This is a genomic window from uncultured Arcobacter sp. (assembly GCF_937982575.1).
GTDB lineage: Bacteria > Campylobacterota > Campylobacteria > Campylobacterales > Arcobacteraceae > Arcobacter.
This window is the reverse complement of the sequence record NZ_CALJLR010000015.1, coordinates 15,778-33,696: the sequence shown is the minus strand read 5'-3', so window position 1 is coordinate 33,696 and position 17,919 is coordinate 15,778. Positions and strand designations below refer to the sequence as shown.

Sequence of the window (17,919 nt, the reverse complement as noted above, 5' to 3'; positions counted from 1 at the left end):
ATAGGATTCTTATATATGTCATTTTCTAAATTAAATTTATCAGATAAGTTAAATATTTCACTTAAAGAGAATGAATATACCACTCCTACTGCTATTCAAGAAAAAGTTATTCCATTAGTCTTAGAACACAAAGATATTATGGCAAAAGCACAAACAGGAAGTGGTAAAACTGCAAGTTTTGTATTACCTATTTTAAATCTTTGGGCAAATAAGAGATATGAAGGAAAAGCAAAAATTAGATGTTTAGTATTAACACCCACAAGAGAATTAGCCCTACAAGTATGTGAATCTTTTAATCTTTTTAGTAAATATTTACATAAAAAGCCCAAGCTTGTAAGTGTAATTGGTGGAGAGAGTATCGGTGAGCAACTTTTAGATATACAAAAAGGGTGTGATATTGTAGTTGCAACAACTGGAAGATTACTTGATATCTTAAAGAAAAAACAGATAAATTTATCAACTCTTGAATTTTTAGTTTTAGATGAAGCAGATAAGATGCTTGATTTTGGCTTTGAAGAGGAGTTAGAGCTTTTATTAGACTCTTTACCAAAACAGCGCCAAAATCTTCTTTTTTCTGCAACTTATCCTCCTAAGATTTTAACTATTGCTTCAAAAATCACGCAAAATGCTATTGAGGTTTCTATTGAAAGTGAACAAACTACAGTAGAGACAATTAATCAAAGAGTAATAGAAGTAAACAAAGAGAATAGAAGTGCTTTGCTTAGACATCTAATAAAAGAAGAGAACTTTGAACAAGTCCTAGTTTTTATGGCAAATAAACGTTCTTGTGATAATTTGGCTTTTAAGTTTAGAAAATATGGATTTGAAGCAGAATCTTTTCATGGTGATTTAATACAAGAAGAGAGAAATGAAACTTTAGCGGATTTTAAAAATAAAAAAATAAAAGTTTTATTTGCCACAGATATAGCCGCACGGGGACTTCATATAGATAATATCTCTTGTGTAGTGAATTTTGATTTACCAAGAGCTGTGGCCGATTATATACATAGAATTGGAAGAACAGGAAGAGCTGGGAAGAGTGGAATTGCAGTCTCTTTTATCTGTCATGAAGATAAAGAACATTTCTCTTTGATTGAAAAAAGAAGTGATATAAAGCTAACAAGGGAACAAATTGTAGGGTTTGAATTAACAGGAGAACCTATAGAGAAAATAAAAGGACAAGCACCAATAAAAGGAAAAAGAAAAAGTAAAAAAGATAAATTAAGAGAGCAAAACTCTAAATAGTTTTATATATCATTATTAAAAAAGTTACTATATATAAAAATAAAACATATTTTTTATAAGATTTCATATTTATTTTGTTTTTCACTTTAATTCCCAAATAAACACCAAGTAGTGATGCAAGACCTACGGTAAAGCCTTCGCTATAAAGCATATGCCCACTGTAACTTAAAGATATAAATCCTGCACTAGAAGAAAACATTACAAAAAATAGTCCTAAAGTAGTAGCTTTTTTTAGGTTGTAATTCATAAATCCAACTAAAATTGGGGTTATCATAATAGAACCACCAACACCAATACTCATGGCAATCATACCTACAATTGCACCTATTAATATAAGTAGAAGTTTTGAATGTTTTTTTTCTTCTTTATTATGCTCAGCTGGTGTTATAAATAGTTTAATAATAGAGGCAAGTAGTATTACAATAAATACATATTGTAAAGTCTTATTTGATAAGGCAGTTAATATAAAACCAGATGATAATCCTCCTAAAAAGCCACCAATACCTATTAGTAAACCATCAATAAGAAGACCTGATTGTTTTTTACTATTTAAAAAAGATCCAAAAACTGAGCTAAATACCATCTGCATAACAGATATGGCAATAGCTTCTTTCATAATAAATCCTGCCATTAGAAGTATTGGAACAAGGAGCATACCTCCACCAACACCAAAAAAACCAGATACAAATCCAGTAATTAGTCCAAATAACAGGAGTTCATATATCATTATTTAATAGAGTTCATTGCAGTAATAAATTTTTTATAGATTGATTCTAACTCATGGTCTTCATTACTTAAATCAATTCCATCATATTTTCTAACAGCATGTTCTAACACAGCAACTCTTTTTAGTAAATATTCAAACATCTCTTTGTTGATATCTGGTAAATCTCCATGGTTAAGTCTTCCATTTTTATCATCTTTTTTGATGATTTTTGCAGGAACTCCTACTGCTGTAGAGTTTTTAGGCACATCACAAATTACTACTGAGTTTGCTCCAATTTTACTATTTTTTCCTATAGTTATATTTCCTAAAATCTTTGCACCACTTCCTATAACTGAGTTAGCTTTTATAGTAGGGTGTCTTTTCCCTTTATTTAAACTAACTCCACCTAAAGTAACACCTTGATAAATAAGAACATCATCTTCTAGTATTGCTGTTTCCCCAATAACTACACCAATTCCGTGGTCAATAAATACTCTTCTTCCAATAGTAGCTGCTGGATGAATATCCATATTACAAAGAAATTGTGTTATTCCCATAATAATTCTTGCAGTGATTTTAAAATTCTTCTTATATAATTTATTTGCAATCCTATGATTAATTACAGCCCAAACACCTGGGTAGTTGAAAAATAGTTCAATACTTGAATTTAAAGCAGGGTCATTTACCTTTGGAACTGAAAAGTCTTCTTTTATCTGTTGCCAAAGTGATATTTTTTCTTCTATTTCTACTTTATTATTTAATTCTGTATTTGTCTGATTATTCATAATAACTCCATATTGTTTTTAAGTAAGTATTTTCATTTAGATACTTTTTTAGATCCTTGTAAATTTCAGGGGCTAAGTTTTTACTTAAAATATTTTCTATCTCATTTGTATCATAATCAATATCATCAAGTACATCAATAGTTTTTTGTGATTCTAATATCTTTTCTAATACAACTTCTCCATCTTTAAAGACAATATTAACTTCTGTTGGGTGTGAAAATAGGTTGTGTTTCATTCCTAAAGTATCTTGATATGCACCAACATTAAAAAATGCTAAGAAATAATCTTCTTGATTTAAATTTATATCATGTAAATAAAGTGGTTTTTTAGCATCAAATGGAATTTCTCCATCACTATCACAAGTTATATCCCATAGTGAAGCACTTCTTGTTGGTTTTTCATTTAGATGTGTTATTGGCATTACTGGAAACTCTTGGTCAATACCCCAATAATCTGGTAGTGATTGAAAAAGTGAGAAGTTTAATAGATACTTTTCTTGAATATTCTCATCAAGTCTTTTTAACTCTCCATAATCATCAATTTCTAAAAGTGATATAGCCTTTTTAACTATTTGATGTGTTAGTATCTCCGCATTTGATCTATCTTGTAAATCAATATAACCTAAATCAAATAGTGTTAAAAGTGATTCCATATGATCCATACTATCGTGCATGTACTCATATGCAGTTTTCTTTTTTATATCTCTGTGTAAATAGAATAATTCTTGAATAAGTGGAGGGTTATTCTCTTTTAATTTTAAATGATGAAGTTCATATTCAGACGAAAAAAGTTCTAAAACAGGAGTAATAAGTACTGTTGATGCAGCTGAAATAAATCTTCCTGATTCTGTGAAAATATTTGGTTCTTCAACACCTTTTTGTTTTGCTATATCTTTTATTGTAAATATAACATCATTTGCAAACTCACTTAAAGAGTAAAACCTTGTTCTTTCATAGGCATTATATTCAACTGCTAATCCACCACCAATATTTATTGATGATAATTTTCTTGCACCAAGGTTTTTTAGTTCAGCATAGATGTGCCCTGATTCTCTAAGTGCTTTTTTAAGTGGTTTTATAGAGTTCATAGCAGAACCTATATGAAAGTGAATCATTGTAAGATAATCAACAATATCAGTCTCCTCCATTAGTTCATAGGCCTCAAGGATTTCAGTAGATGTAAGACCAAATTTTGAGTTAATACCCCCACTTTTTGCCCATAATCCACTACCACCGCTATGTAGTCTTACTCTTAATCCAATATTTGGACACTCTAGTTTAGTCTCTTTTAAAACAGCAATAATCATCTCTAGTTCATTTAAACCCTCAATGATAAGTGTAATATTGTGTCCCATTTTTTTAGCAATAAATCCAAGATGAATCATCTCTTTATCTTTAAATCCATTTACAGTAATTGGAGAGCCAAGATTATTGTAGGTCATTGCAATGACAAGTTCCGCTTTACTTCCAGCTTCTAATCCATAATTGAACTTTTTGCCTTCTTTTAAAAGAGGGTGTATAAAGTTTGGTAATTGATTCACTTTTAAAGGAAACACTGCATTAAATGTTCCTTTATAGTTGTACTCTTTAATACTTGCATTAAATACGTTATAGAGCGTATTAATCTGTTTTTTTGTTATATGTGGAAATCTTAAAAGCAAAGGACCTTTAAAGTCTTGCTTTCTAATATCTTTAACAATAGAGATTAACGATGGTTTACCATCAAAATTAACCTTAGCTAAGCCATCTTCAATTATAAAGTTATCATCACTCCAGATATCAATACCATAATCATTCACGATTAAAAATCCTCTAATTTTAAATTTTTTTCTTCTTGAGTATCTATGTTTTTAACATAAATTGTTCCATTTTTTAGTTCATCTTCACCAACTAGTGCAACAATATTTGCTCCATGTTTTTCTGCTATTTTAAAATGTTTACCAAAACTTCTTGAACTGTATTCCATAATAGTTTTTGTTGTTTTTCTTTTTTCAATGGCAATTTTTGATAATGTATTTAAAGCATCTTCACTCATTGCACCTAAGTAGATTGTATCACTTTTTGTCTCTTTTGGTTTTATTAATTCAAGTAATCTTTCTATTCCAATTGCAAATCCAATTCCAGGAGTTGCTCTTCCTCCTAAAAACTCTACAAGTCTGTCATATCTTCCACCACCAGCAATTGCACTTTGTGCACCAATTTCATTTGAAGTAAATTCAAAGGCAGTTTGAGAATAGTAATCTAAACCTCGAACCAAGTTTGAATCTATAACATAAGATATATTATTAAAATCTAAAATCTCTTTTAGTTTTTCAAAATCACTATCACACTTTTCACATAAATTATCTGTGATTTTTGGAGCATCTACTAAGAGTGATTGGCATTTCTCATTTTTACAATCTAATACTCTAATAGGATTTGTTTCTATTCTTCTATTACAGTCTTCACAAAGCTCAGTTCTTATATTGCTTAAAACTTTTACAAGGTTTTCTTTATATGTTGGCATACAAGTAGGGCAGCCAAGTGAATTTAACTGAAGAGTAAATCCAATTCCAAAGAAATCTAAAATCTCTTTTATCATCATAATTATATTTGCATCTTCATAAACTGAATCTATACCAAATACTTCACAACCAAATTGATGAAACTCTCTTAGTCTTCCTTTTTGTGGTCTTTCGTATCTGAACATAGGCCCGTAGTAGTACCATTTATATGTTCCACCAGCTCTATCAAACTTGTTTTGTACAAAACTTCTTACAACTCCAGCCGTTCCTTCAGGTCTTAGACATACGTCATTTTTACCTTTATCTTCAAACTGGTACATCTCTTTATTAACTATATCACTACTCTCTCCAACACTTCTTTTAAATAAAGCAGTCTCTTCTAAAATAGGAGTTTCTAAGTATGTAAACCCATAGTTTTTTGCTATTTTTGAAGCATTTTCTATAAAATATGTAAAAAGCTCACTATCTTTTCCTAAAATATCATTCATACCTCTTAGGCTTTGAATATTTTGTTTAGCCATTAATAAAATCCTCAATTTTCTTTGCAATCTCTTCTATACTTAAACTAGCATCTATAAAAATATAATTTAAATCCAACATTTCAATAGTTTTTTTCATTCTATTTTGAATATCAATTAAATAATCAATTCCCCTTGATTCTATGGAGTCATTTGATTTATTACCTAATCTATTTGTCAACTCTTCTTTACTTAATTCTAGTAAAATAGTATGAGTAGGCAGGGTGTTTTCTGTAGCTATTAAATTTAATGTTGTAACAATTTCAATAGGTAAATTTGAAGCATAAGCAATACCTGAAATAACAGACCTATCTGAAATAACCATTTTATCTTTATTGGGTTTTATTACCTCTTCAATATGCTCAGCTCTATCAGCCAAAAATAAAAACATCTCAGCAACTTTTGATTTTGCTTCACCATTGAGTGCCATTTCTCGCAGTTTTATACCTAGTTTTGTTGCACCGGGTTCTTTTGTAAAAATTGCATCAGAAAATTTTTGTGATAAAATATCAAGTTGTGTTGATTTTCCAGCTGTATCGATTCCTTCTATTACTACATACATTTTAAAACCTCTTTTGGAACTAAGTGCTCAAACTTACCTTTATATAATATGATTTCCCTAACAATTGTAGAACTTACAAAGGCATTTTCAAGTGTTGGCATAAGATATAAAGTCTCTATTTGTTTATTGATAGAAGCATTTGCATATCCCATTTGTAACTCATATTCAAAGTCACTAACGGCTCTTAAGCCTCTAATAATAGTTGTAATACTCAAGCTAGTAGCAAGGTCCACTAATAAAGTATCGAATCCAACAACCTTTACTCCTGTAATATCTTTTGTAGCTTCTTTAGCAAACTCAACCCTTTTGTCGTGGGAAAACATTGGTTTTTTTCTTTCACTTTTTGCAACAGCAATAATAACTTCATCAAAAATATTTGCTGCTCTTTTTATAATATCCATATGACCATTTGTAATAGGGTCAAAGGTCCCTGAATATATGGCACTTTTGTATGAAGATATTTGCTCTTTATTTTCTTTATTCATCATCTTTCCATCTTTTATATAAACTATTTTCTATTCCTAAACTGTCAAACCATTTTCCAATAATAAAGTTTTCCATTTCATCAATTGTACTGTTATTTGAGTAATAACCCAAAACTGGTGGTGAAATTGTAACACCCATTGATGATAACTTAGTCATATTTTCCAAAGCTATTAATGAAAAGGGCATTTCTCTTGGGGCTAATAAAACCTCTCTTTTTTCTTTTAAAGAGACTGAAAATGCACGGGTTATTAAATTGTCTGCAAAACCATAAGCACATTTTGCAAGTGTATTCATAGAACATGGAATAATTACCATTTTATCTATTTTAAATGAGCCAGATGCAATAGGCGCAGCAATGTCACTATTTTTAAAGATTGTAATATTTTTTTGATTATTTAAATTCTCTAATGCAGAAGAGTTTTCGTATTTTAAAGCAATCTTTGCACTCTTTGAGATAACAGCAAAAGCTTCTATATTTTCAGGTAATAGTTTTAAAAACTTTATTCCTAAGTTTACTCCACTAGCACCACTAATTGCAACAACTAATCTCACTATAGTTCCTTTTTTTGTTGTATAAAATAGTGATATTAGCTTAAAAAATCTTTATTTTCAAACAATGGCTCTTTATGTTTTTAAGTTTAATTTATAATAAAGCATAAGAATTGTAAAATTTAAGCTAATATTAATAAATGGAATGCTAACATTTTGTATTACTATAAATAAATATAAAGTTATCATTTTGTATAATAAATTTTATTTTAGTTATACTAATTGTCTAAAGGATAATCAATGTCAAAACTCTTCACATACTTAAGAATCAACAAAAATAATAGCTCATATACAAAGTTGCAAGAAGATGGAATAATTTCTTATGTCAAAGAACATAAGATGGAGATTTTTCACAATATTGAGGTTGAAATTAATGCTCCAGATGAAGAAAAAAATATTTTAGAACTTCTTAAATCTTGTCAAATGAACTCAACCCTATTGGTATATGATTTAAATGTTTTTGGTAGAACAGTAGAGAGAATTTTGGAGATGGTTAAGTTTTTACTAGATAGTAAAATACGAATACTTGTGATTAAACAAAACTTAGATTTAGTAAGTAATGATGATATGTTAACAAAAATGGTTCTTGGTATGATTTCTATGACAATATCTTTAGATAAAGATTTAATGAGTCTAAGAACAAAAGAGGCTTTAACTGCAAAAAAACTCAAAGGTGAAAGTTTAGGTAAACCAAAAGGAACTATCCAAAAATCAAAATTTGATAAGCAAAGAGATAAGATAGAAGAACTTTTAGGCGTAGGTTTATCTGTTAGAAAAATAGCAAAACTTTTAGGTTATAACAATCACATAGGCTTAAATAATTATGTTAAAAAAAGAAATATAAGAGAGCATAGTACTTCATTAGAAGAGTTAGCTAGTTAAACAATTCATTTACTTTTATTTATCTAATTTATTGACATTTAAATATAATTACCTTAAAATTAGATAAATAAAAGGATACGATATGATTTCGTCTGTTAGTTCAGGCATTGACTTTAATGCCATCTTAAGTGGTACTTCTGCAGTAGCAAGAAATTCACTCTCATATGAACAACAGCAAATTATTGATGATACTTTATTAAATTATGATTCAAATAGCTTATCTCAAAGGGATGCACAAGAAATTGTTGCTGCTTTTCAAGATGCAAATATTAGACCCTCTAAACAATTATCTGATGCTATGTCTTCATTAGGCTTTGATGCCAAAGAAGTAGGTGATTTAGCAGGTGTTGGTCCTGCTTCACAAAATGTAGCTGGGCATATTGGTAGAATGCCACCTCCACCACCTCCACAAAACTCAAGCGAAGATGAAGAAGAGGATGAAGAGTATTATAATACGGTTCAAACTTTAATGGACTCTTTATTTAATAATGAAAAAGATGAAACTACAAATTCACTTAATACTATATCTGATTACACAAGTAGAGTTTTAAATTTGAATGACGAATCAAAACAAGATCTTATAAATTTATTTGATAAATATAGCAGCAATGCTAGTGGATATTCACAAGATGAAGCTAACACTTTAGTGAAAAGCTATCTATCCGAGATGTTAAATGATTCAAAAAATTATAATCATTCCTCTTTTTATGCTTAAAAAGCCTTTCTTTTAATATAAAATATTTTTTATTTTATGCCTTTATATTGACTTCAAAAATATTATAGTAGAATACATGCTATTTAAGATATGGAGAATATATTATGAAAGTATTATTATTAAAAGATGTAAAAGGTACTGGTAAAGCTGGTGAAGTAAAAGAGGTTTCTGACGGATATGGAAAAAATTTTTTAATTGGAAAAGGTTTAGCACTACTTGCAACAAATGAAGTTTTAAATAAACATAAAGCTCAAATGAGAAGAGAAGCCCAAAAAGAAGCAGAAGAGATTGAAATAGCAAAAGAGACTGCAAAAAAACTAGATTCTCAAAAATTTACAATAAAACATAAAATCGGGGCAAATGGACACCTAATTGGTTCTGTTACTAATAAAGAGATTAGTGAAATACTGAAAGTACAAGCTGATATTGATTTAGATAAAAAGAATATTACTTTAAAATCAAAAGTTAAAACTGAAGGTATCTTTGAAGCAGATTGTAAATTGGGACATGGAATTCATGGAACAATTAAATTTGATGTAATAGCAGAATAAAAAATGTTTGATGCAACTACGATATTAGCTTATAGAGCAAAAGATAAAGCAGTAATTGGTGGTGATGGTCAAGTGACCTTTGGAAACACTGTTTTAAAAGGTAATGCTACAAAAATCAGAACACTATATAAAGATAAGATTTTAGCAGGATTTGCGGGAAGTACAGCTGATGCTTTTAATCTTTTTGATATGTTTGAAGTTCATTTAGAAAACACCAAAGGTGATTTATTAAAAGCTGTAATTGCTTTCTCTAAAGAGTGGAGAAAAGATAAAGTTTTAAGACGTCTAGAAGCTATGATGATAGTTTTAAATAAAGAGCATATTTTTATTTTATCAGGAACAGGCGATGTAGTTGAGCCAGAAGATGGAATGATAGCTTCAATAGGAAGTGGTGGTAATTTTGCTATTTCTGCTGCACGAGCTTTGGAAAAACACTCAAACTTAGACCCTGAAGAGTTAGTAAAAGAGTCACTAATGATTGCAGGGGAACTATGTATATATACAAATCAAAATATTAAATTATTAAAAATAGAGGATTAATACAAATGAATATGACTCCTAAAGAGATTGTAAAGTTTCTAGATGATTATGTTATTGGTCAAGATGATGCCAAAAAAACCATAGCATTAGCACTTAGAAATAGATATAGAAGAATGCAATTAGACCCAGAAATCCAAGAAGAAATTATGCCTAAAAATATTCTTATGATAGGTAATACTGGTGTTGGTAAAACTGAGATTGCAAGAAGATTAGCAAAAATGATGAGTCTTCCTTTTGTAAAAGTAGAAGCAAGTAAATATACTGAAGTTGGTTTTGTTGGACGGGATGTAGAGTCTATGATTAGAGATTTAGTTTTTGCTTCAATGGACTTAGTAACTAAAGAGTATGAAGAAAAAATACAAGATGGAATAGACCAAGAAGTAAATAAACAAATAATTGAAAAACTCGTACCTCCTCTACCAGAGAGTGCAAGTGAAAGTTCAAAAGAATCTTTTATCAAAACATTTAATAAAATGGAAGAAAAGTTATTAAAAGGTGAACTTGAAGATAAAATAATCGAAATAGAGCTTCCTAAAAAAGCCCATGTGGAAGTGATTGATTCTTCTCTTCCTTTAGATATGACATCTATGCAAGAGAGTTTAAGCAATATGTTAGGCTCACTAAATAAAGATAAAGTTAAAAAAGAAGTAAAAATAAAAGATGCTAGAAAACTTTTAAGAAGTGGAGCGAGTGAAAAACTAATAGATCAAGAGTCTATTAAACATGAAGCTTTAAGAAGAGTTGAAAATGGTGGAATAATTTTTATTGATGAAATAGATAAAATAGCTTCTGGAAAAAATAATCAAAATCAAGACCCAAGTAAAGAGGGTGTACAAAGAGACCTGTTACCAATAGTTGAAGGAAGTAATGTACAAACAAAATATGGACAAGTTAAAACTGACCATATCTTATTTATTGCAGCTGGGGCCTTTCATGTTAGTAAGCCAAGTGATTTGTTACCTGAATTACAAGGACGATTTCCACTTAGAGTTGAATTGAATCCTTTAGATGAAGAGGCTTTATATAAAATATTAACAAATACTAAAAACTCTTTATTAAAACAGTACAAAGCCTTGCTAAATGTTGAAGGTGTAACTTTAGAGTTTGAAGATAGTGCAATTCGTGCATTTGCGCACCTTTCTGTTGGTGCAAATGAAAAAGCTGAAGATATAGGTGCAAGAAGACTGCATACTGTTATTGAAAAAGTTCTTGAAGATATTAGCTTTGATGCTGATGAAAAAAGTGGTGAAACTATTGTAATAACAAAACAATTAGTGGAAGAAAAACTATCAGATATCGTAAAAGATGAAGATACTACAAGATACATATTGTAGTTTTTATTTTTTTTTAGATAAAATAACTTGAGTTAAGAAATTAAAAAGGCAAAACCATGAAAATAGTAACTTTTTGCAATATTGATACAAAATTATTAGACCCATCTTTTACAGTTGAAAACTATGAAGAGACATCAGGAGATGCAGATATTGCGCTAATTGATATTAATTCTATATTTGATTTTGAAGAGAATAAATCAGCTTCATGTAAAGAGAAGTTTGTTTCTATTGCAATTTTAGATGATGAAGATGATTATGATGCATTTAAAAATTTTGGAATTGATGCATGGATTAAACATGAAGATATATCTAAAATAAATGAATTAATTGCTGTATTGAAAAAAAGGTTTTTATCATAATTATTGATACCCACTGTCACTTAGACACCGAACAATACTATGATGATGTTGATGAAGTAATACTTCGTGCACTAGAAAATGGGATTAAAGGTTTTTTAATTCCAGGTGCAGACTTTGCAGACTTACCCCAAGCAATCAAATTAGCCCAAAAGTATAAAGAAGTTTTTTTCTCTGTTGGAATTCATCCTTACGATGCCTCTTCTTATGATGAAAATGTTATGAAAGAGTATGTAAACCATCCAAAATGTATTGCAATAGGTGAGTGTGGACTAGATTATTTTAGGCTACCAGAGAATGAAGATGAAAAACTTCAAGAAAAACAGCTGCAAAAAGAGGTTTTTATTTCTCAAGTTGAATTTGCTAAAAAAGTAAAAAAACCTTTAATAGTCCATGTTCGAGAAGCTTCAAATGACTCTAAAGAGATTTTAGAAAAATATGGGGCAAAAGATGTTGGTGGTGTTTTACATTGTTATAATGCAAGTGAACATTTATTAAGTTTAAGTGAACATAATTTTTATTTTGGAATAGGTGGAGTTTTAACTTTTAAAAATGCAAAAAAGCTTGTGGAAGTTTTACCTAAAATTCCTTTAGAAAAATTGTTAATTGAAACAGATGCTCCATATTTGACTCCACACCCAAATAGAGGGAAAAGAAACGAACCTTTATACACAAAATTTGTATCCCAAAAGATATCTGAACTACTAAATATCTCTGATGAAGAGGTACAAAATCTCACTACAAATAATGCAAAAAAACTATTTAAAGAGTTTTCTAGCATAATTTAGATAAAATCTCTACTATTTACATAAATAGGATAGATAATTGTTTAAAATTTTATTATTAATCGCCACTGTTTTTATAAGTGCAAATGCATCGCTAATAGGTAGTAATTTTTCTCAGCGGGATTTACAAATCTTAAAAGAACTAGATATTGACCCAGCTTACATCACAGATTACAAATTACAAAAGACATATAATAGGTATCTACAAAATATTCAACTCAAATACGTAAATAGATTTAATAGAGCATCTTTATTTGTTCCAAAAGTTAAAGAGATATTAAGAGAAGAGGGTTTACCTGAGACTTTCTTATATCTAGCAATGGCAGAATCTAGCTTTACCCTAGATGCAAAGTCACATGCAAGAGCAACTGGGATGTGGCAATTCATGTATGGTACTGCAAAAAATCTTGGACTTAAAAATGATATATATGTTGATGAAAGAATGGATATTGTTAAATCAACTTATGCTGCAACAAAACATTTAAAATATTTACATGGACAGTTTGGAAAGTGGTATTTAGCTGCTGTTGCTTATAACTGTGGTCAAGGAAGAGTAATTGAAGCAATTACAAGAGCTACTATTGATATGTATGAAGATGAAAATGGTAAAAATAATGATAAATCTCAACAAATAAAAAAATATAGAAGAACTATTAGTCTTTACCAACAAAAAAGAGTTAAATTTAGAGAATTAAATAACATATATAAAGAAATTTTAACATGGGATGTAAAACCAGATATTTATGAGCTTTTAATGGAGCAAAAAAAGATTAGAAGACAATATTTACCAGAAGAGAGTAGAGGATATATAAGAAAAATAATCTCACTTGCTATGATGAACAATCAAAGTTTTGTAACTGAAAATGATTATTCTCATATTAGAAATATTGGTGTTACTTCGCCTATTGCCACTGTTAAAGTAAAGGGTGGTTTGCATTTAAAAAATATTGCAAGTGCTATTGGTATGGAGTATAGAGATTTAAAAATGCTAAATAAACATATCGTACGAAATGTAATACCTACATATAATGAGGATTATGAAATTTATATTCCATATAGTAGATTATCTATATTTAATCAAAATAAAATGAATATAGAACCAACAAAATATAAAGTTCATATTGTAAAAAGAGGGGATAATTTATTTGATATTGGTAAAAAATATGGAATCTCATACAAAGCAATAAAAAGTTTTAATAAACTAAAAAGTAATAGATTAGCTTTAAAACAAAAATTAGTAATACCTTTTGTAGAAGGTACAGGCTTAAAGACAAAAAATTACTATGTGAAAAATGGAGATACTCTTTTATCAATTGCAAAAATGCATAGAATTGAGTTAGATAAACTAATGAATGATAATAACTTAAAAACTAGCCTTATTAAAAAAGGAGACAAACTTGTTATTACATATAGATAAACTTTTAAAATTAAGTATTGCACTTATAATAACATTTTTGTTTACTGGGTGTTTTTCCACTTCAAGTTACAAGTATAGCAATTATAATATATTTAAAAAGGATAGAAGTAGCATTCATGTTCCTGAAGAAAAAATCAGAAATTCTAAAGCGATGCACAGGGCAACAATGAGACCCTATAAAGTTTTTGGAAAGTGGTATTATCCTACATTGGCAAAGGTTGGAGATACTCATGAAGGGATTTCATCATGGTATGGACCAAACTTTCATGCAAAACCTACTTCAAATGGTGAGATTTATAATATGTATAAAGCAACAGCTGCACATAAAACTCTACCAATGAATACTATGTTAAAAGTTGAAAACCTAGAAAATGGAAAATCAACTATTGTAAGAGTAAATGATAGGGGACCTTTTGTAGGTACTAGAATTATTGACTTGTCAAATAAAGCTGCTAGAGATATAGATATGGTAGCAAAAGGGACGGCAAAGGTAAGAATCACAGTTTTAGGATTCCATGCTAAAATTGCCCAAACAAAAGAAGAGAAAGAAGAAGTTGCAAGTGTTGGGAAATACTATTTACAAGTAGGGGCATTTAGTAGATATGCTGGTGCTCAAATTACTCAAAATAAATTTAAAATGATATTAGATAGTAGATATGATGTTATAATTAAAAAAGGTATTTTAAATAATAAAGAAATAAATAGGGTTTGGATTAGTGGCTTTAGGTCAGAAGAAGAGATTAGAGACTTCAAAGAGAAAAATTCTTTAGCTAGTGCTATGGTAATCGCAGAGTAATAGGAAAAAATATGGCTGAAATAAAAAGAAAAACAAAAGAGACAGATATAAGTTGTAAAATAGATATTAATGGGTCTGGAAAGTCAAATATAAATACAGGTGTTGGATTTTTTGATCATATGCTAGAAGCACTATCTAAGCACAGTGGTATTGATATTGAGTTAATTTGCAAGGGTGACTTACATATTGATGCACATCATACAGTAGAAGATTGTGGTATTGTTTTAGGAAAGGCTTTAAAAGAGGATATTTTCCCAATACAAGCAGTTGAGCGATATGGAAATGCAACAGTAGTTATGGATGAAGCTTCATCAACTTGTGCCTTAGATTTATCAAATAGACCTTTTTTAGTTTATGAAGTAAATGTAAGCGGAAAAGTAGGGGATTTTGATGTTGAACTTGCAGAAGAGTTTTTCCATGCTTTAGTTATGAATGCTGGACTTACAACACACATAATTGTTCAGAGAGGAAGAAACAAACACCATATCTTAGAAGCTAGCTTTAAAGCCTTTGCTGTAGCTCTAAGACGTGCTTTAGTAAAAAATGAGAGATTAGGAATTCCTAGTACTAAAGGTGTTTTATGATAAAGCTAATTGTTCTTGATGTTGATGGAACATTAACTGATGGGAAAATTACATATACTAACAATGGTGATGAAATAAAATCTTTTGATGTTGCAGATGGTTTGGCTATTGCAGTATGGACAAAAACCTTTGGCAAAAAAGCAGCTATCATTACAGGTAGAAAATCTTCTTTAGTAGAAAAAAGAGCAAAAGAGTTAAATATAGAACACCTTTACCAAGGTGTTCACAATAAAGACGAAGTTTTAGAAGAGATTTTAAAAAAAGAAGCAATCTCTTGGCATGAAGTAGCTGCTATTGGTGATGATTTAAATGATTATAAGATGTTAAAAAAAGCAGGATTATCATTTACTCCACAAAATGGTTCAAAATATATAAAACAAATAGTAAATGTAGTTTGTGAACATAAAGGTGGAGAAGGTGCGGTAAGAGAGATGATGGAATACATCTTTAGAGAAGATGGTTTAGAAGAGGAATTTCTCAAACTATGGCAATAAATTATTTTACTTATGCAATATTAATTATATCTTTTATATCAGCAATAGTAGGAATAACTCCTAAAGAAAAAGATAAAAACAATGAAGAACAGCCTCAAATAGTATTTGAAGACTCTACTTTATATACTTTCAATGTGGATAACCTTGAAAGAATTGTAAATTCTAAAAGAGCTATGAAGTATAAAACAAAAGATATTATGTATGACGGAAAAATTATATTAAGACGAGCTGATAATGGAACAGATTATATTGAATCTGATATTATTATTAAAAGACTAGAACAGTATAAATTTTTAAACAATGTAAAATATAATAGAGAGAATAATATACTTTTAAATACTGATGAGCTTTTTTATGATGGGATTAAAAAAATTGCAACAAATACAATAGAGTTTGATGGTATCTATAATAATAGTACAATAAAAGGAAAAGCCCTGTATCTTGATACAAATAAGGCAGTTTTTAAGTCAAAAGATACACATTTTGAAGTTTTAATGAATAACAATAACAAAGGTAATAAATGAGATTTTTTTTAATAGTTAGTATATTTTGTAGTTTTTTATTTGCAGAAAAGCTAATAATAGATGCAAATAACTTTGAAGCTTATGATGAAAAAGGCTTATCAATTTTTACAGGTAATGTAAAAATGATAAAAGCAAAAGATGAATTAGAATCTGATAGACTAGATGTATACCTAAGTGAAAAAAAGCCAAATACTAAAAGAGAACCTTTAAAATATATAGCAACTGGAAATGTGAAATTTAAAGTAAAAACTGCTGATAAGTTATATGAAGGTAAAGGTGACAAAGTAGTCTATGAGCCTAAAAAGATGCAGTATGTTATTACTGGAAATGGATTTTTAAAAGAGGTAAGTGAAGATAAAAGACTTTTTGGGAATAAAATTGTAATTAACCAAGTAAGTGGTGAAGCAAAGGTTAGTGGAAGCGAAGATAAGCCAGTTAGATTTATAATTGATTTAGCCAATAGTAACACTACGAAAAAAGAAGTTAAACCTTCAAAAAATACGCAAAAAGTTGAGAGTAAATAATGAGAATAGTAGAAGCATCTTTTATGCAATCAGCTCAAAGTATAGCTGACTCTCCTGGTCCTGATGTAGCTGAGATAGCATTTTTAGGACGTAGTAACGTTGGTAAGAGTTCACTGCTTAATACACTTACAAATAGAAAAGGCTTGGCAAAATCATCTTCAACACCAGGGAAAACACAACTTATAAATTATTTTAATATTAAGTTTAAAACAGATGAAGATAATGACATGCCACCTGATTTATTTGCTAGATTTGTAGATTTACCAGGTTTTGGTTATGCAAGAGTTTCTAAAAGTATAAAAGCAGAGTGGAATAGAAATCTAACTGGTTATTTAGAAAAAAGAGCAAACCTACAGATGTTTATACATTTAATTGATGCTAGACATCCAGATTTAGAGATTGATAAAAACGTTGATGAATTTTTGCTAAAAATAAAAAGAGGTGACCAACTTATTGTTCATGCTTTTACAAAAACTGATAAGTTAAAACAAAATGACTTAGCAAAGTTAAAAAGAGAGTACCCAGATGGTATTTTTATCTCAAATCTTAAAAAAAGAGGTATATCAGACCTCCAAAATAAAATAACAGGATACTTATTTGGAAATTAGATTTTATAAACCAACTACAAAAGATATTCTTGCTATGCAGAGCCTTGTTAAAGGTGAAGTAGAAAAGGGTACTATTCTTCTTCGAACAGAAGATGAGATGGCTAATACCATACGTTCTTATACTGTAGTTGAAGTTGATGGAAAACTTGCTGGCTTTGCTGCTACGCATATCCATTCTATAAGACTTGCGGAAGTGAGAAGTTTAATAGTATCAAAAGATTTTAGAGGATTAAAACTAGGTAAACAATTAGTTGATGCCTGCATAAAAGAGGCAAAGTTTTATGGACTAGAACAGATTCTATCTTTAACTTATGAGCAAGGTTTTTTTGAAAGTTGTGGTTTTAGAGTTATAGAAAAAGACCAAATTCCAGAACACAAAATCTGGGCTGACTGTATACGATGTAAACATTTCCCAGTTTGTGATGAAGTGGCGATGGTGGTTGATCTTTAGCCAC

General features: G+C 29.4%; 23 protein-coding genes. 16 read left to right on the top strand and 7 right to left on the bottom strand.

From position 1 onward, the window contains the following. Positions 1-15: 15 nt before the first annotated feature. Complete coding sequence (locus Q0617_RS10035) at positions 16-1,245, top strand: DEAD/DEAH box helicase (protein WP_298753057.1); 1,230 nt, start codon at positions 16-18, stop codon at positions 1,243-1,245. Here the strand turns inward: Q0617_RS10035 and Q0617_RS10030 are convergent. Genes Q0617_RS10030 through Q0617_RS10000 form a run of 7 tightly spaced genes read right to left on the bottom strand, consistent with a single transcriptional unit; the run spans position 1,238 to position 7,357 of the window. Then, on the bottom strand, positions 1,238-1,972 hold the full coding sequence (locus Q0617_RS10030; protein ID WP_298753055.1) for a sulfite exporter TauE/SafE family protein: 735 nt from the start codon (positions 1,970-1,972) through the stop codon (positions 1,238-1,240). The genes Q0617_RS10035 and Q0617_RS10030 overlap by 8 nt on opposite strands. After that, entirely contained in the window at positions 1,972-2,736 is a 765-nt protein-coding gene (gene cysE, locus Q0617_RS10025; protein WP_298753054.1) for a serine O-acetyltransferase, read from the bottom strand. The genes Q0617_RS10030 and cysE overlap by 1 nt, the downstream gene beginning before the upstream one ends. After that, positions 2,729-4,537: a biosynthetic arginine decarboxylase gene (speA, locus tag Q0617_RS10020; RefSeq protein WP_298753349.1), complete on the bottom strand. Its 1,809-nt coding sequence runs from the start codon at positions 4,535-4,537 to the stop codon at positions 2,729-2,731. The genes cysE and speA overlap by 8 nt, the downstream gene beginning before the upstream one ends. Next, a complete protein-coding gene (hisS, locus tag Q0617_RS10015; RefSeq protein WP_298753052.1) occupies positions 4,537-5,760 on the bottom strand; it encodes a histidine--tRNA ligase in 1,224 nt (407 codons plus the stop codon). Before hisS ends, speA begins: the two co-directional genes overlap by 1 nt. After that, positions 5,753-6,319, bottom strand: a complete 567-nt coding sequence (gene tmk, locus Q0617_RS10010) for a dTMP kinase (RefSeq protein WP_298753049.1) — start codon at positions 6,317-6,319, stop codon at positions 5,753-5,755. Before tmk ends, hisS begins: the two co-directional genes overlap by 8 nt. Continuing rightward, positions 6,310-6,804: a pantetheine-phosphate adenylyltransferase gene (gene coaD / locus Q0617_RS10005; RefSeq protein ID WP_298753047.1), complete on the bottom strand. Its 495-nt coding sequence runs from the start codon at positions 6,802-6,804 to the stop codon at positions 6,310-6,312. The genes tmk and coaD overlap by 10 nt, the downstream gene beginning before the upstream one ends. Further along, a complete protein-coding gene (locus Q0617_RS10000) occupies positions 6,797-7,357 on the bottom strand; it encodes a UbiX family flavin prenyltransferase (RefSeq protein ID WP_298753046.1) in 561 nt (186 codons plus the stop codon). Before Q0617_RS10000 ends, coaD begins: the two co-directional genes overlap by 8 nt. A gap of 237 nt (positions 7,358-7,594) precedes the next feature. On the opposite strand from Q0617_RS10000, the gene Q0617_RS09995 reads away from it, so the two are divergent. The 15 genes from Q0617_RS09995 to Q0617_RS09925 all read left to right on the top strand — a co-directional run bounded on the left by Q0617_RS09995 (position 7,595) and on the right by Q0617_RS09925 (position 17,915). Continuing rightward, entirely contained in the window at positions 7,595-8,236 is a 642-nt protein-coding gene (locus Q0617_RS09995) for a recombinase family protein (RefSeq protein WP_298753045.1), read from the top strand. 82 nt (positions 8,237-8,318) lie between these two features. Further along, positions 8,319-8,951, top strand: a complete 633-nt coding sequence (locus tag Q0617_RS09990; protein WP_298753044.1) for a hypothetical protein — start codon at positions 8,319-8,321, stop codon at positions 8,949-8,951. A gap of 104 nt (positions 8,952-9,055) precedes the next feature. Continuing rightward, positions 9,056-9,502 (top strand): 50S ribosomal protein L9, encoded by a 447-nt coding sequence (rplI, locus tag Q0617_RS09985; protein WP_298753043.1) that lies wholly within the window; start codon positions 9,056-9,058, stop codon positions 9,500-9,502. Positions 9,503-9,505: 3 nt separating this feature from the next. Continuing rightward, the gene (gene hslV / locus Q0617_RS09980) at positions 9,506-10,042 is read left to right on the top strand and encodes an ATP-dependent protease subunit HslV (protein ID WP_298753042.1); all 537 of its coding nucleotides are present in this window, start codon (positions 9,506-9,508) and stop codon (positions 10,040-10,042) included. Positions 10,043-10,047: 5 nt separating this feature from the next. Next, positions 10,048-11,376: an ATP-dependent protease ATPase subunit HslU gene (hslU, locus tag Q0617_RS09975; protein WP_298753040.1), complete on the top strand. Its 1,329-nt coding sequence runs from the start codon at positions 10,048-10,050 to the stop codon at positions 11,374-11,376. A gap of 56 nt (positions 11,377-11,432) precedes the next feature. Next, positions 11,433-11,735 (top strand): hypothetical protein, encoded by a 303-nt coding sequence (locus Q0617_RS09970; RefSeq protein ID WP_298753039.1) that lies wholly within the window; start codon positions 11,433-11,435, stop codon positions 11,733-11,735. Then, positions 11,699-12,520 (top strand): TatD family hydrolase, encoded by an 822-nt coding sequence (locus Q0617_RS09965; protein ID WP_298753348.1) that lies wholly within the window; start codon positions 11,699-11,701, stop codon positions 12,518-12,520. The genes Q0617_RS09970 and Q0617_RS09965 overlap by 37 nt, the downstream gene beginning before the upstream one ends. Positions 12,521-12,557: 37 nt before the next feature. Next, positions 12,558-13,934, top strand: a complete 1,377-nt coding sequence (locus Q0617_RS09960) for a lytic transglycosylase domain-containing protein (protein ID WP_298753038.1) — start codon at positions 12,558-12,560, stop codon at positions 13,932-13,934. A gap of 166 nt (positions 13,935-14,100) precedes the next feature. After that, positions 14,101-14,730 (top strand): septal ring lytic transglycosylase RlpA family protein, encoded by a 630-nt coding sequence (locus Q0617_RS09955; RefSeq protein WP_298753036.1) that lies wholly within the window; start codon positions 14,101-14,103, stop codon positions 14,728-14,730. Positions 14,731-14,741: 11 nt separating this feature from the next. Then, entirely contained in the window at positions 14,742-15,314 is a 573-nt protein-coding gene (gene hisB, locus Q0617_RS09950; protein ID WP_298753034.1) for an imidazoleglycerol-phosphate dehydratase HisB, read from the top strand. Continuing rightward, the gene (locus Q0617_RS09945; RefSeq protein ID WP_298753033.1) at positions 15,311-15,808 is read left to right on the top strand and encodes an HAD hydrolase family protein; all 498 of its coding nucleotides are present in this window, start codon (positions 15,311-15,313) and stop codon (positions 15,806-15,808) included. Before hisB ends, Q0617_RS09945 begins: the two co-directional genes overlap by 4 nt. After that, positions 15,799-16,332, top strand: coding sequence for a hypothetical protein (locus Q0617_RS09940; protein ID WP_298753032.1), 534 nt, complete (start codon positions 15,799-15,801; stop codon positions 16,330-16,332). The genes Q0617_RS09945 and Q0617_RS09940 overlap by 10 nt, the downstream gene beginning before the upstream one ends. After that, positions 16,329-16,856, top strand: coding sequence for a lipopolysaccharide transport periplasmic protein LptA (gene lptA, locus Q0617_RS09935; protein ID WP_298753031.1), 528 nt, complete (start codon positions 16,329-16,331; stop codon positions 16,854-16,856). Before Q0617_RS09940 ends, lptA begins: the two co-directional genes overlap by 4 nt. Further along, positions 16,856-17,464, top strand: coding sequence for a ribosome biogenesis GTP-binding protein YihA/YsxC (yihA, locus tag Q0617_RS09930; RefSeq protein ID WP_298753030.1), 609 nt, complete (start codon positions 16,856-16,858; stop codon positions 17,462-17,464). The genes lptA and yihA overlap by 1 nt, the downstream gene beginning before the upstream one ends. Further along, entirely contained in the window at positions 17,454-17,915 is a 462-nt protein-coding gene (locus Q0617_RS09925) for an N-acetyltransferase (protein ID WP_298753028.1), read from the top strand. Before yihA ends, Q0617_RS09925 begins: the two co-directional genes overlap by 11 nt. Positions 17,916-17,919 lie beyond the last annotated feature (4 nt).

Excerpts from the sequence above, each read along its gene's own strand:
- hisB (WP_298753034.1), top strand. The coding sequence starts at position 14,742 with ATGGCTGAAATAAAAAGAAAAACAAAAGAGACAGATATAAGTTGTAAA.
- tmk (WP_298753049.1), bottom strand. The coding sequence starts at position 6,319 with ATGTATGTAGTAATAGAAGGAATCGATACAGCTGGAAAATCAACACAA.
- Q0617_RS09995 (WP_298753045.1), top strand. The coding sequence starts at position 7,595 with ATGTCAAAACTCTTCACATACTTAAGAATCAACAAAAATAATAGCTCA.
- coaD (WP_298753047.1), bottom strand. The coding sequence starts at position 6,804 with ATGAATAAAGAAAATAAAGAGCAAATATCTTCATACAAAAGTGCCATA.
- Q0617_RS09970 (WP_298753039.1), top strand. The coding sequence starts at position 11,433 with ATGAAAATAGTAACTTTTTGCAATATTGATACAAAATTATTAGACCCA.
- Q0617_RS09940 (WP_298753032.1), top strand. The coding sequence starts at position 15,799 with ATGGCAATAAATTATTTTACTTATGCAATATTAATTATATCTTTTATA.
- hslU (WP_298753040.1), top strand. The coding sequence starts at position 10,048 with ATGAATATGACTCCTAAAGAGATTGTAAAGTTTCTAGATGATTATGTT.
- rplI (WP_298753043.1), top strand. The coding sequence starts at position 9,056 with ATGAAAGTATTATTATTAAAAGATGTAAAAGGTACTGGTAAAGCTGGT.
- hisS (WP_298753052.1), bottom strand. The coding sequence starts at position 5,760 with ATGGCTAAACAAAATATTCAAAGCCTAAGAGGTATGAATGATATTTTA.
- cysE (WP_298753054.1), bottom strand. The coding sequence starts at position 2,736 with ATGAATAATCAGACAAATACAGAATTAAATAATAAAGTAGAAATAGAA.
- Q0617_RS09955 (WP_298753036.1), top strand. The coding sequence starts at position 14,101 with ATGAGACCCTATAAAGTTTTTGGAAAGTGGTATTATCCTACATTGGCA.
- Q0617_RS10030 (WP_298753055.1), bottom strand. The coding sequence starts at position 1,972 with ATGATATATGAACTCCTGTTATTTGGACTAATTACTGGATTTGTATCT.
- Q0617_RS09990 (WP_298753044.1), top strand. The coding sequence starts at position 8,319 with ATGATTTCGTCTGTTAGTTCAGGCATTGACTTTAATGCCATCTTAAGT.
- yihA (WP_298753030.1), top strand. The coding sequence starts at position 16,856 with ATGAGAATAGTAGAAGCATCTTTTATGCAATCAGCTCAAAGTATAGCT.
- lptA (WP_298753031.1), top strand. The coding sequence starts at position 16,329 with ATGAGATTTTTTTTAATAGTTAGTATATTTTGTAGTTTTTTATTTGCA.
- hslV (WP_298753042.1), top strand. The coding sequence starts at position 9,506 with ATGTTTGATGCAACTACGATATTAGCTTATAGAGCAAAAGATAAAGCA.
- Q0617_RS10035 (WP_298753057.1), top strand. The coding sequence starts at position 16 with ATGTCATTTTCTAAATTAAATTTATCAGATAAGTTAAATATTTCACTT.
- Q0617_RS09945 (WP_298753033.1), top strand. The coding sequence starts at position 15,311 with ATGATAAAGCTAATTGTTCTTGATGTTGATGGAACATTAACTGATGGG.